The following is a 12845-nucleotide window of genomic DNA, read 5'->3' on the forward strand; positions in this document are numbered from 1 at the left end:
CGCTCCCACATTTGATCGCATACCCTGTGGGAGCGAGCCTGCTCGCGATGGGGCCCTCAACAACGACGCGGAGCCAAAGCGAAGGCAAAAAAAAACGCCAACCCGAAGGTTGGCGTTTTTGATACTGCGCTTAGCGATTACTCAGGCTTGCGACGACCAAACCCCGGACGCTGACCGGAACCGGCCGGCGCGCCGCGACGCTTGCCCGATGGCTTGTCTCCGTCGACCAGTTTGATCCCTGGACGCTTCGGCGCTGGCTTGGCCGGGCGCTTGGTGTCGGCCGGGCGGTCCGCCACTGGCGTGCCGCGACCTGCTGGAGCACCGCGACCTTCACCACGTTCAGTGCGACCGTTGGCCGGACGCGGGGTGCGTGGACCACGCTCGCCATCGGCACGAGGCGCGACTGGTTTGCGGGATGGACGCTCGCCTTCGATCTGCGGCTCGCGGGAATCACGCGGTGTAGCAGCGGTCTGGTTACCGATGGCTGGACGCAACGAACGCACGCGCTCGGTCTTGCCCATTGGACGCGACGATTTACGCTGCATACGATCGAGCTTGTCTTTGCTCTTGGCGTTCATCTGAGGCATGGCCACAGGCGTCAGGCCCACTTCAGCACTCAGAATGTCGACTTCGTACTGGCTCATTTCGCGCCAGCGGCCCATTGGCAGGTCGGAGTTGAGGAACACCGGACCGAAACGCACACGTTTCAGACGGCTGACCACCAGGCCCTGGGATTCCCACAGGCGACGAACTTCGCGGTTACGACCTTCCATCACCACGCAGTGGTACCAGTGGTTGAAACCTTCGCCGCCCGGTGCTTGCTTGATGTCGGTGAACTTGGCCGGGCCGTCTTCAAGGACGACGCCGGCTTTCAGGCGTTCGATCATCTCGTCATCGACTTCGCCACGCACACGTACCGCGTATTCACGGTCCATCTCGTAGGAAGGGTGCATCAGGCGGTTGGCCAGCTCACCGTCGGTGGTGAACATCAGCAAACCGGTGGTGTTGATGTCCAGACGGCCGATGTTGATCCAGCGACCTTCTTTCGGGCGCGGCATCTTGTCGAAAACGGTCGGACGGCCTTCCGGGTCAAGGCGGGTGCAGATTTCACCGTCGGGCTTGTTGTACATGATCACGCGGCGTACCGACTCGGCGGCTTCTTCGCGCTTGATCACCTTGCCATCAATGGTGATGGCGTCATGCAGGTCGACACGCAGACCAAGGGTGGCGTCTTTGCCATTGACCTTGATGCGGCCGTGGCTGATCCAGGCTTCCACGTCACGGCGCGAGCCGACGCCGATACGGGCGAGGACTTTCTGCAGTTTTTCGCCTGCTGGGCCGATTTCCTGGTCGTCTTTCTGGTCGTTGATACTCATCTGGGCACCTCCCGGTGTGGTCTGTTCAGGCGGAGCCTGAATCGATGTAAATCTCGGTTCTTCAGTTGAAGAGCCTGGCGAAGGATCGCCGAAGGGTCGCGAATCATACGCGCATGTCAGCGTTTGCGCATCAGAGAGTAGTTGATGAATGAAGACTTACCGGTTTTTTCCGCCGACCGGTGGGGCCCTTCTGTAGGAGCGAGCTTGCTCGCGAGGGTATTTCAGGCGAATACAACGCTGCCTGACACACCATCGCGAGCAAGCTCGCTCCTACAGGGGGTATGTGGTGACTGCGGGATTGGGGTCAGTCTTCGAATTCGCGGCGTTCGGCTTCGATGGCTTCGGCGAGGGCGCGGGCTTCGGCTTCTTCGTCGCTCAGTTCGGGCTCCGGCTCGTGTTTTGGCTGTTCGAGCGCAGCGACGGCGGCCAGGAGTTTTTCGCGCGCTTCGGCGACACCCAGCACGTCGTCCTCCTGCGCTTCTTCCTGAGGTTCTTCGTCCTCAAGTACTTCGATCAAGGCTTCAGGTTCGGCCTCGATTTGAGGCTCGCTCCCGGTCAACTCGCCATCGCGCAACAAATCGTCGAAATCGGTCTTGATCCCCTCCTCCATGGTGTCCAGTTCCAGCAACAGCGTATGGAAACTGGTTTCTTCCTTGGGTTCTTCCGGTTCGGCGCTGGCGTCGGCCAGTTCCTGCAATCCGGCCGGCACCGGGGCGTCGTCGAAGTCGAGCACCGGATCCATTTCCATTTCCCGCAGCTCAGCCAGCGGCGGCAGGTCGTCGAGGTTCTTCAGGTTGAAGTGATCGAGAAACGCCTTGGTGGTGGCGAACATCGCCGGCTTGCCGGGCACGTCGCGATAACCGACGATGCGAATCCACTCGCGCTCAAGCAAGGTCTTGACGATGTGGCTGTTGACCGCCACGCCGCGCACGTCTTCGATTTCGCCCCGGGTGATCGGCTGGCGATAGGCGATCAGGGCGATGGTTTCGAGCATGGCGCGGGAGTATCGCTGCGGGCGTTCTTCCCACAGGCGTCCGACCCACGGCGAGAACTTTTCGCGGATCTGCAGGCGATACCCGGAAGCCACTTCCTTGAGTTCAAAGGCACGGCCGTCGCAGGACTTGGCCAGAATCGTCAGGGCTTTCTTGAAGACCGGCGGTTCGGGCCGCTCGCCCTCTTCGAAGAGTTCGAACAGGCGTTCAAGCGATTGCGGTTTTCCCGAGGCCAACAGAAAGGCTTCAAGCAATGGCGCCAGCTCGCGGGGTTCAGTCAGGTTCATGATTCAACTCGTTATTCGGCTCGGGCTCGCACGTGGATCGCCGCGAACGGCTCATTCTGCACCAGCTCGACCAAAGATTCCTTGACCAGTTCGAGGATCGCCATAAAGGTCACCACCACCCCCAGGCGTCCTTCTTCAGCGGTGAACAGCTCGACAAAGGGCACGAAACCGCCGCCCTTGAGCCGTTCCAGCACGTCGCTCATGCGTTCGCGCGTGGACAGCGCCTCGCGGCTGACCTGGTGACTTTCAAACATGTCGCCACGGCGCAGCACCTCGGCCATGGACAGCAGCAACTCCGACAGGCGCACGTCCGGCAACAGCTTGCGCGCCCGCGCTTCGGGGGCGTCGAGCTTGGGCACCATCACGTCGCGGCCGACACGGCTCAGGCCATCGATGCCTTCGGCGGCTGCCTTGAAGCGCTCGTACTCCTGCAGGCGGCGGATCAGTTCGGCGCGCGGGTCGTCTTCCTCGTCTTCGACGGTTTCCGCCCGGGGCAACAGCATCCGCGACTTGATCTCGGCCAGCATCGCGGCCATCACCAGGTATTCGGCGGCCAGCTCCAGGCGCACCGACTGCATCAACTCGACATACCCCATGTACTGGCGGGTGATTTCCGCCACCGGAATGTCGAGGATGTTGATGTTTTGTTTGCGGATCAGGTACAGCAGCAGGTCGAGGGGGCCTTCAAAGGCTTCGAGAAAGACTTCCAGGGCATCCGGCGGGATGTACAGGTCCAGCGGCATTTCCATGACCGCCTGGCCATAGACCATGGCGAAGGGCAGCTCTTGCTGGGCTCCGGCCTGACTGTCGACGGGTTCTACTGCAGACATCTAGGCCTCGGCCATGAACGGCGAAGGGTCGCCACAACCGACGCGGATCACTTCCGGCTCGCCGTCAGCGAGGTTGATCACGGTGGACGCCTTGATCCCGCCAAAACCGCCATCGATGATCAGCTCGACCTGATGCTCCAGCAACTGGCGCATTTCGTAAGGGTCGGTCAACGGATCGGTGTCACCGGGCATGATCAGCGTCACGCTCATCAACGGCTCGCCGAGTTCCTCCAGCAGCGCCAGGGCGATCGGGTGGCTGGGCACACGCAGGCCGATGGTGCGTTTTTTCGGGTGCAGCAACAGCCGCGGGACTTCGCGGGTGGCGTTGAGAATGAAGGTATAAGGCCCCGGCAGGTGGGCTTTGAGCAGGCGAAAGGTGCCGGTGTCGATCTTGGCGAACAGCCCAAGCTGCGACAGGTCGCTGCAAATCAGCGCGAAGTTGTGCTTTTCGTCCAGCTGTCTCAACCGGCGCACGCGCTCCACGGCGTTTTTGTCGCCGATCTGGCAACCAATGGCGTAGGAAGAGTCTGTGGGATAAATCACCACCCCGCCGCTGCGGATGATCTCGACCGCCTGTTTGATCAGGCGCGGTTGCGGGTTTTCCGGATGAATCTGGAAAAATTGACTCACATTCTCTACCTGTTCAGACGGCGGCAATAATTGGGTCATGTTTGAATCGACACCACAGTGGTGGCAGATCCTCCGGGAGCGGGCGGTATTCACCGATCTCGGACCAGCCTCCAGGGCCATGAAAATCACTGCCGGCGCTGACCAGCAGACCGAACTCGCGGGCCAGTATCGCCAGGCTGCCCACTTGCTCGGCAGGCTGGTAGCCATTGACCACCTCGATCGCGTGGCCCCCTGCTTGAATATAGTCAGAAATCAGGCGGCGACGCTTGCTGCGAGTGAAATCGTAATGCCAGGGATGCGCCAGGCTCACCCAGGCTTTGGCCGCGCGCAGGGTTTCGACGGTCTCTTCCAGCGTCGGCCAGTGTTGCTTGACGTCGCCCAGCTTGCCGGCGCCCAGCCATTTGCGGAACGCTTCGGCGCGATCCTTGACGAAACCTTCACGCACCATCCAGTCGGCGAAGTGCGGACGGGCCGGCGCGTTGCCGCTGTCGCCCAGTTCCTGCTGCATCGCCCGGGCCCCTTCCAGCGCCCCCGGCATGCCTTTCAACGCCAGCTTGCGGCTTATTTCTTCGGACCGTAGCCAGCGGCCATCGTGCAATTTGGCAATGGCTTCGACCAACGGCGGCGCCTGGACATCAAACCCGTAGCCCAGCACGTGAATGGTCGCCCCGCCCCAGGTGCAGGACAATTCGACGCCGTTGACCAGTTGCATCCCCAGCGACGTCGCCGCGCTGCGGGCCTCCGCGAGGCCCTCAAGGGTGTCGTGATCGGTCAAGGCCAGGACTTGCACGCCTTTCTCGTGTGCACGCGCAACCAGAACGGCAGGCGCGAGAGCGCCGTCGGAGGCTGTGCTATGGCAGTGCAAATCAACATTCACGGGGATGTGTTACCTCAAATCAGCTGGCGCTATCGCGCGCCCATATGTTTGTTATTATGCCGCCACATCCTGCTTCTGGCTGCCACTGTGAAACAATTCATCGATTTCATCCCGCTCCTGCTGTTTTTCATCGTCTTCAAAATTGATCCACGGGTCGTCGACGTCGCCGGTCATGAGTTCACTGTAGGCGGCATTTACAGTGCCACCGCGATGCTGATCATCAGCTCCCTGGTGGTTTACGGCACGCTGTTCATCAAGCAGCGCAAGCTGGAGAAAAGCCAGTGGCTGACCCTCATTGCCTGCCTGGTATTCGGTAGCCTGACCCTGGCGTTCCACAGCGAGACCTTCCTGAAATGGAAAGCCCCGGTGGTCAACTGGCTGTTTGCGCTGGCCTTCATCGGCAGCCATTTCGTCGGTGAGCAACTGCTGATCAAGCGCATCATGGGCCACGCGCTGACCCTGCCGGATGCAGTCTGGACACGTCTGAACATCGCCTGGATCGCGTTTTTCCTGTTTTGCGGTGCCGCCAACCTGTTCGTCGCGTTCACGTTCCAGAGCTACTGGGTCGACTTCAAGGTCTTCGGCAGCCTGGGCATGACGTTGCTGTTCCTGGTCGGCCAGGGCATTTACCTGTCCCGCCACCTGCACGACGCCGATACCACCACGCCAAAAACCGAGGACTGACATGCTTTACGCAATCATTGCCACAGACGTCGCCAACTCCCTGGAAGCCCGCCTGGCCGCACGGCCAGCGCACCTTGAGCGCCTGCAAGTGCTCAAAGGCGAAGGTCGGATCGTATTGGCCGGCCCACACCCGGCGGTCGACAGCAATGACCCGGGCGCTGCAGGTTTCACCGGCAGCCTGATCGTCGCCGAATTCGCCTCCCTGAGCGCCGCCCAGGCCTGGGCCGACGCCGATCCGTACATCGCTGCGGGCGTCTACGCCAACGTTTCGGTCAAGCCGTTCAAGCAAGTCCTACCGTAAAATGTCCCCCCGCGATGAACCTTGTCGGTTCATCGCGCTCTCAATCGCTCATTATTCTCGTTTGCTCGCCGATAACCTGCCCAATAATTGGTTTGGTTTGGAATCGGGGAGTCGTGATGCGCAAGGGTCCGTTGTGTCTGATGTGGGTGACGTTGTCGATCATGGCTCCAGCCCATGGTGAAGAAAGTGCCAATGGCAGCGGTTCGACGCCGTTGTCCTTGAGCGCCGGCAGCCAGATCACCGAGTTGCAGCAACGCTTGAAAGTCAGCGAGCAGCAACGAGAAGAATTGAATAAACAACTGCAAGCTGCCGATGGTGAGCGCGAAAGCGCCCAGCTGACCCGATTGCGCCAAGAGAACCAGCGCCTCAAGCTGCAACTCAAGGAAACTCAGGCCAGCGGTTCACTGCCGCGGCTGTTGACGGATCAGCAGCAATGGTTCGTCATCGGCGCCGGAGTAGCGCTATTGGCCCTGCTCTGCGGTATCTTCGCCAGTGGTGCAAGTCGAAAACGTCGGCAATGGCTAAATTGAGTGATTCATGAGCGAGTTGTTACTGATTGATGATGACCAGGAGCTGTGCGAGCTCTTGAGCAGTTGGCTGAGCCAGGAAGGCTTTCAGGTCCGTGCCTGCCACGATGGCCAGAGCGCCCGCCGCGCGCTGGCGGAAACCTCGCCGGCCGCCGTGGTACTGGACGTGATGTTGCCGGACGGCAGCGGTCTGGAACTGCTCAAGCAATTGCGCAGCGATCACCCGGACTTGCCAGTGCTGATGCTGTCGGCCCGTGGCGAGCCGCTGGATCGCATCCTCGGCCTGGAACTCGGCGCCGACGATTACCTGGCCAAGCCGTGCGACCCACGGGAACTGACAGCCCGTCTGCGCGCCGTATTGCGCCGCAGTCACCCGGCAGCGGTGTCCAGCCAGATGGAACTGGGCGACCTGTGTTTCAGCCCCGTGCGTGGCGTGGTCAGCATCGATGAACAGGAGTTCACCCTCACTGTCTCCGAAAGCCGTTTGCTCGAAGCCTTGCTCAAGCAGCCCGGCGAGCCGCTGGACAAGCAGGAACTGGCGCAGATCGCCCTCGGCCGCAAGCTGACCCTGTACGACCGCAGCCTCGACATGCACGTCAGCAACCTGCGCAAGAAGATCGGCCCGCACCCCGACGGCCGCCCGCGCATCGTTGCCCTGCGCAGCCGCGGTTACTACTACAGCCTGTAGGAACCGAGAAAAGCCGGAACAGATCGAACTGTGGCGAGGGAGCTTGCTCCCGCTGGGCTGCGAAGCGGCCCCAAAAGCCGGGACTGCTGCGCAGTCCAGCGGGAGCAAGCTCCCTCGCCACAGGTCGATCTGTTCACCTGGAATTGTCAGGTCGGTCTGAAAACGTCTTTACCCAAGCTTTACGCTCCGCTGACCGCCGCTGACCTTGATCTCCGTAATCTGCACACATCCGGAACGTACCGGGAACGAGACAAGGAGATTCACCATGCGCAAGACTCTTATCGCTCTGATGTTCGCTGCCGCCCTGCCGACCGTTGCCATGGCGATGCCTGAAGGCGCCGGCCCGATGGGTGGTCCGATGGACGGTCCGCGCCACGGCGGTCAGATGCACGAGCACGGTAAAGGTGGCCCGTACAGCCAACTGGACCTGAGCCGCGAACAGCGCGAGCAGATCCGCAAAATCATGGGCGAGCAGATGCATGACCGCCGCCAACTGGTCGACAAGTACCTGGAGAAACTCTCCCCGGCTGACCAGAAAGCCATGAAAGACGAAATGACTGCCAAACATCAGAAAGCCGAAGCCGATGTGCGGGCGGTGCTGAAACCGGATCAACAGAAGAAATTCGACGAGATCCAGAAAAAGCAGGCTGAGCGGCGCGCGGAGTGGGCCGAGTTCAAGGCCTGGAAAGCGCAACAACCGCAAAAAGCGCAATAATGTGCTGACCCCGGACCCGACGGCTAAACCCGTTGGGTCTTTTGCTTTTGCTCTACTGTAGGAGCGAGCTCGCTCGCGATGGACGTTAACGATGACGCGGGGTATCAGGTACCACGTGTTGTCTGTTCGGTCATCGCGAGCAGGCTCGCTCCTACAGTAGGTTTTGTGTTTTTCGAGGATTTTCTGTGCGCTCATTGTTCTGGCGTATTCTGGCCAGCTTCTGGCTGGCCATCGCTCTGGTTGCAGGGCTCTCCATTCTGCTCGGGCACATGCTCAACCAGGACGCATGGATCCTCAGCCGCCACCCCGGGCTCAATACCCTGGCCGAAGAGTGGACCCAAACCTACGAAGCCCAGGGAGAAGAGGCCGCGCAGGACATTCTGGAACAACGTAAACGCCAGTATCACATCGACGTCCAGGTCCTCAACGAGAGCGGCGACCCGGTGGTACGCGGCACCTTTCCGCGCCGTGCGGCCGCTTTCGAAGCGCGCCAGAACAACGACGATCGCCGCCTGCCATGGCGTCGACTCACCGCTGAGTACACCAGCGAAAAAACCGGCGACACCTACTTGCTGATTTATCGTATTCCGCACCCGGAGCTCGACTCCTGGCATCGCGAAAGCCTGCTCTGGCCACTGAGTGCGCTGGGGATCGCCCTGGTGGTACTGACCCTGTTCAGTTTGTTCGTCACCCTTTCAATTACTCGCCCCCTCAGCCGTTTGCGCGGGGCAGTGCACGACCTGGGGCAAACCACCTATCAGCAGAACAGCCTGGTCAAACTGGCGAACCGCCGCGATGAATTCGGTGTGCTGGCCAACGACTTCAACCGTATGGGCTCGCGCCTGCAAAGCCTGATTGGCAGTCAGCGCCAATTGCTGCGGGACGTGTCCCACGAATTGCGCTCCCCCCTTGCCCGCTTGCGTATTGCCCTGGCCTTGGCTGAACGGGCCAATCCCGAGGAACGGGAAAAGCTCTGGCCACGCCTGACCCGTGAATGCGACCGGCTGGAAGCGTTGATCAGCGAGATCCTGGTACTGGCGCGGGTCGATGCCGACAACGCCAGCGCGGAGGACGTTGACCTGAATGCGCTGCTAAACACCTTACAAAAGGATGCTCAACTCGGTTCGCCGGAACAAAACGTTCGCCTCGACGCCGAACCGCAGCTGACCCTCAAGGGTTGGCCGACGATGATCGAGCGCGCCGTGGACAACCTGCTGCGTAACGCCCAGCGCTTTAACCCGGTCGGGCAATCGATTGAAATGCAGGCGGTGCGGCAGGGTGAGCGAATTGTGGTGAGTGTGCGCGACCATGGGCCGGGGGTCGGCGCCGAGCATTTGCAACAGTTGGGTGAGCCGTTCTACCGGGCGCCGGGGCAGACTGCCGCGGGGCATGGTCTTGGGCTGGCGATTGCCCGGCGTGCAGCGGAGCGCCATGGCGGGAGCCTGGTGCTGGCCAATCATCCGCAGGGCGGGTTCATCGCCAGTCTTGAATTACCGTTGGTACCCGGCGCCGTGGCCCAACTCTGACCCCCTGTGGGAGCGAGCCTTTGTGGCGAGGGAGCTCGCTCCCGCTTGAGTGCGCAGCACTCACAAGAGGGGCCGCTGCGCAGCCCAGCGGGACGGTGCGGCGTTCCGACAAGCTCCCTCGCCACAGAGGCTCTCCCACATTTGATCGCGGGCGTCAGGCCTTACCGGGCCAGGCGCTGACAAATTCGGCGAGGTCGACTTTCTCGGCCACCCGCGGCTCTTTCTGCGGTGTGCCCAGATAAAGAAACGCAATCACCTCTTCACCGTCCGCCAGGCCCAACCCCTCGGCCACGTGTTTCGAATACGCCAGTTCCCCCGTGCGCCACACCGCGCCAATCCCTTGCGCGTACGCCGCCAGCAAAATCCCATGGGCCGCGCAGCCTGCCGCCAGCAGTTGCTCGGACTTCGGATACTTGAGGTGATCCTGCAACCGCGCGATTACCACGACCACCAAAGGTGCACGCAATGGGCCATTGCGCGCCTTGTCCAGTACCGCCTCGGACACTTCGCTGTCCTGCAGGGTGGCGGCTTCGGCCAGCAGCTCACCCATTTGCTCACGCGCCGCGCCTTCCACTGTCAGAAAACGCCAAGGCTGCAAATGGCCGTGGTCCGGCGCGCGCATGGCGGCACCAAACAGCACTTCACGCTGCTCTGCGGTGGGGGCCGGGTCAAGCAGTCGCGGAACGGAAACACGGTTGAGCAAAGCGTCGAGAGCCTGCATCGGCCACCTCCTGAAAAAATTGTCCGGCTATTCTAGCGGTATCTGCCACCGGCATGCCGGTTTACATGCCCTGCCCCGCAGGTAGAATGGCGGCCTTCTTACTTCAGCCCGAGCGGACCTCATGGCGTTGCCGACCTTACGGATCATTGGTTTCATCATCGGCATCTTCCTGATAACCCTGGCCATCGCCATGGTCGTGCCCATGGCCACGCTCGTGATCTTCGATCGCACCAGCGACCTGCCGTCCTTCCTCTGGGCCAGCATGATCACCTTTGTCGCCGGCCTGGCCCTGGTCATCCCGGGCCGCCCCGAACACATTCATCTGCGCCCGCGAGACATGTACCTGCTGACCGTCAGCAGCTGGCTGGTGGTGTGCATCTTCGCTGCGTTGCCGTTCCTGCTGACCCAGCACATCAGCTATACCGACTCGTTCTTCGAAAGCATGTCCGGCATCACCGCCACCGGGTCGACCGTGCTGAACGGCCTGGACACCATGTCGCCCGGTATCCTGATGTGGCGCTCGTTGCTGCACTGGATCGGCGGCATCGGCTTTATCGGTATGGCGGTCGCGATCCTGCCCCTGCTGCGCATCGGCGGGATGCGCCTGTTTCAGACCGAGTCATCCGACCGCTCCGAAAAAGTCATGCCCCGCTCGCACATGGTGGCGCGCCTGATCGTCGCGGCTTACGTCGGCATCACCATTCTCGGCAGTTTTGCGCTGTGGTGGGCGGGCATGAGCCCGTTCGATGCGATCAACCATGCGATGTCGGCGATTTCCACCGGTGGGTTTTCCACCTCCGACCAGTCACTGGCCAAGTGGACGCAACCGGCGGTGCACTGGGTGGCCATCGTCATCATGATTCTCGGCAGCCTGCCCTTCACCCTGTACGTGGCGACCCTGCGCGGTAACCGCAAGGCGCTGATCAAGGATCAGCAGGTTCAAGGCCTGCTCGGCATGTTGCTGGTGACCTGGCTGGTGCTCGGGACCTGGTATTGGTGGACCACCAAGCTGCACTGGCTGGACGCATTGCGACACGTGGCGCTGAACGTGACGTCAGTGGTGACGACGACGGGGTTCGCGCTGGGGGACTACAGCCTGTGGGGCAACTTCTCGCTGATGCTGTTCTTCTACCTGGGGTTTGTCGGTGGCTGCTCGGGCTCGACCGCCGGCGGGATCAAGATTTTCCGCTTCCAGGTGGCCTACATCCTGCTCAAGGCCAACCTTAACCAGTTGATTCACCCCCGCGCGGTGATCAAGCAGAAGTACAACGGCCACCGCCTCGACGAAGAGATCGTGCGTTCGATCCTGACCTTTTCGTTCTTCTTCGCCATCACCATTTGCGTGATCGCGTTGCTGCTGTCTCTGCTGGGCGTGGACTGGATGACGGCGCTGACGGGAGCGGCCAGTACCGTGTCCGGCGTGGGTCCGGGGCTGGGCGAGACCATTGGCCCGGCGGGCAACTTCGCCACCCTGCCGGACGCCGCCAAGTGGATTCTCTCGTTTGGCATGCTGCTGGGCCGACTGGAGATCATTACGGTGTTTGTGCTGTGTATTCCGGCGTTCTGGCGTCACTGACCGGCGCGGGCACGGCCAGCAGACGCACCCGGTACTCGCCGGGTGTGGTGTCGAACCAGCGCCGGAAGGCGCGGAAGAAGTTGCTCGGGTCGGCGAACCCCAACAGGTAGGCGATTTCCAGCAACGTCATGGTCGGTTGCGCCAGGTATTGCTCGGCCAGTTCGCGTCGGGTGTCATCCAGCAACGTCTGAAAACTCGTGCCCTCCTCCTGCAAGCGTCGCTGCAAGGTGCGTTGCGACAGGTGCAGCGTCTGCGCCACGGCATCGCGCTTGGGCTCGCCTTGCGGCAATAGTCGGCACAGCACCTGCCGTGCCTTGTGGGTCACGCGACTTTCGGAAAACCGTGCCAGGTATTCGCCGGCAAATCGGTCGTGCAACAGCGCCATCGCTTCGTTGGCGGTCGGCAGCGGCGCCTCCATGTCCGCGCGCTCGAAAATCAGCGCGTCGTAAGGCGCGTTGAACACCAGCGGTGCATGGAAGGCTTGTTTGTAGGGTTCGAGATTGGCGGGCTGATCGCCCTGCACCAGCACCTTGCGCGGGTGCAAGGTGCGTCCGGTCAACCAGCCGCAGAGCGCCAGCGCACAGGCCAGCGAGGCTTCCGCACTCTGGCGGGTGGGTGGCAGGTGGTCGCCGTGCACCGTCAGAATCAGCGCATAGCCTTCGTCCAGCAGCCGGAAACTCAGGTCCGCACTTTCGGCAATGATTCGCTGGTAACGCACCAGCCGCTTGAAGCCCTCGGCCAGTGTCTGGCTGGACATCAAGGCATAACCGGTGACATGGAACTGCGCCGGTCGCACCACCTTGCCCATGTTCAGGCCGATCGCCGGATTGCCGGACAACTCGACCGCGCGCTGCCAGAGGCGCGTCATGGAATCTTGCGGGAAACGCGCATCCGGATCATCCAGTGACGCGTAGTCGAGCCCTAGCTGCTTGAACAATACCCGGCAATCCAGGCCGTCCATCTCCAGTGCTTTGACAATCCCCATCGCCCAGCTTGCAGAAGTCGTTCTTTCGCTCATGGCGTTTACTTACTGTTCAGTGAGCCGTCTTCCGCGGCTAATTTCCGAAGGATACTAAAGTGGCGCCTATTGTCACTGGCTGATGCCAATGATCACT

Annotated in this window: 14 protein-coding genes; 7 read left to right on the forward strand and 7 right to left on the reverse strand. The window is 61.6% G+C overall.

What is annotated here, in order from left to right:
• Positions 1 to 137 precede the first annotated feature (137 nt).
• From rluB to EJA72_RS13730, 5 genes are all read right to left on the reverse strand, one after another.
• A complete protein-coding gene (rluB, locus tag EJA72_RS13710) occupies positions 138 to 1376 on the reverse strand; it encodes a 23S rRNA pseudouridine(2605) synthase RluB (protein WP_157711978.1) in 1239 nt (412 codons plus the stop codon).
• A 304-nt stretch (positions 1377 to 1680) separates the two neighbouring features.
• Complete coding sequence (scpB, locus tag EJA72_RS13715; RefSeq protein WP_157711979.1) at positions 1681 to 2655, reverse strand: SMC-Scp complex subunit ScpB; 975 nt, start codon at positions 2653 to 2655, stop codon at positions 1681 to 1683.
• Positions 2656 to 2666: 11 nt separating this feature from the next.
• Positions 2667 to 3365: a ScpA family protein gene (locus EJA72_RS13720; protein WP_178129358.1), complete on the reverse strand. Its 699-nt coding sequence runs from the start codon at positions 3363 to 3365 to the stop codon at positions 2667 to 2669.
• 120 nt (positions 3366 to 3485) lie between these two features.
• Positions 3486 to 4115 carry an L-threonylcarbamoyladenylate synthase gene (locus EJA72_RS13725; RefSeq protein WP_178129354.1) on the reverse strand — a complete coding sequence of 210 codons (630 nt, stop codon included), beginning with the start codon at positions 4113 to 4115 and terminating at the stop codon, positions 3486 to 3488.
• A 13-nt stretch (positions 4116 to 4128) separates the two neighbouring features.
• Positions 4129 to 4992, reverse strand: coding sequence for a PHP domain-containing protein (locus EJA72_RS13730; protein WP_178129355.1), 864 nt, complete (start codon positions 4990 to 4992; stop codon positions 4129 to 4131).
• A gap of 87 nt (positions 4993 to 5079) precedes the next feature.
• Between EJA72_RS13730 and EJA72_RS13735 the strand changes: the two genes are divergently transcribed.
• The 6 genes from EJA72_RS13735 to EJA72_RS13760 all read left to right on the forward strand — a co-directional run bounded on the left by EJA72_RS13735 (position 5080) and on the right by EJA72_RS13760 (position 9433).
• A complete protein-coding gene (locus EJA72_RS13735) occupies positions 5080 to 5676 on the forward strand; it encodes a septation protein A (protein ID WP_178129356.1) in 597 nt (198 codons plus the stop codon).
• Position 5677: 1 nt separating this feature from the next.
• Positions 5678 to 5977 carry a YciI family protein gene (locus EJA72_RS13740; protein ID WP_157711983.1) on the forward strand — a complete coding sequence of 100 codons (300 nt, stop codon included), beginning with the start codon at positions 5678 to 5680 and terminating at the stop codon, positions 5975 to 5977.
• A gap of 116 nt (positions 5978 to 6093) precedes the next feature.
• On the forward strand, positions 6094 to 6507 hold the full coding sequence (locus EJA72_RS13745) for a translation initiation factor 2 (RefSeq protein WP_157711984.1): 414 nt from the start codon (positions 6094 to 6096) through the stop codon (positions 6505 to 6507).
• A 7-nt stretch (positions 6508 to 6514) separates the two neighbouring features.
• Entirely contained in the window at positions 6515 to 7192 is a 678-nt protein-coding gene (locus EJA72_RS13750) for a response regulator transcription factor (protein WP_103394694.1), read from the forward strand.
• 265 nt (positions 7193 to 7457) lie between these two features.
• Positions 7458 to 7907 (forward strand): Spy/CpxP family protein refolding chaperone, encoded by a 450-nt coding sequence (locus EJA72_RS13755; protein ID WP_157711985.1) that lies wholly within the window; start codon positions 7458 to 7460, stop codon positions 7905 to 7907.
• Between the two features lie 185 nt (positions 7908 to 8092).
• Entirely contained in the window at positions 8093 to 9433 is a 1341-nt protein-coding gene (locus tag EJA72_RS13760) for a HAMP domain-containing sensor histidine kinase (RefSeq protein ID WP_178129357.1), read from the forward strand.
• A gap of 154 nt (positions 9434 to 9587) precedes the next feature.
• Here EJA72_RS13760 and EJA72_RS13765 read toward each other — a convergent pair whose 3' ends face one another.
• The gene (locus EJA72_RS13765; protein WP_157711986.1) at positions 9588 to 10154 is read right to left on the reverse strand and encodes a nitroreductase family protein; all 567 of its coding nucleotides are present in this window, start codon (positions 10152 to 10154) and stop codon (positions 9588 to 9590) included.
• Positions 10155 to 10275: 121 nt separating this feature from the next.
• On the opposite strand from EJA72_RS13765, the gene EJA72_RS13770 reads away from it, so the two are divergent.
• Positions 10276 to 11730 (forward strand): TrkH family potassium uptake protein, encoded by a 1455-nt coding sequence (locus EJA72_RS13770; RefSeq protein ID WP_157711987.1) that lies wholly within the window; start codon positions 10276 to 10278, stop codon positions 11728 to 11730.
• Here EJA72_RS13770 and EJA72_RS13775 read toward each other — a convergent pair.
• Entirely contained in the window at positions 11687 to 12748 is a 1062-nt protein-coding gene (locus tag EJA72_RS13775; RefSeq protein WP_218574366.1) for an AraC family transcriptional regulator, read from the reverse strand. The genes EJA72_RS13770 and EJA72_RS13775 overlap by 44 nt on opposite strands.
• Between the last annotated feature and the right edge of the window lie 97 nt (positions 12749 to 12845).

It is taken from the genome of Pseudomonas sp. PB120, from assembly GCF_009761815.1.
In the GTDB taxonomy this organism is placed as follows: Bacteria; Pseudomonadota; Gammaproteobacteria; order Pseudomonadales; family Pseudomonadaceae; genus Aquipseudomonas.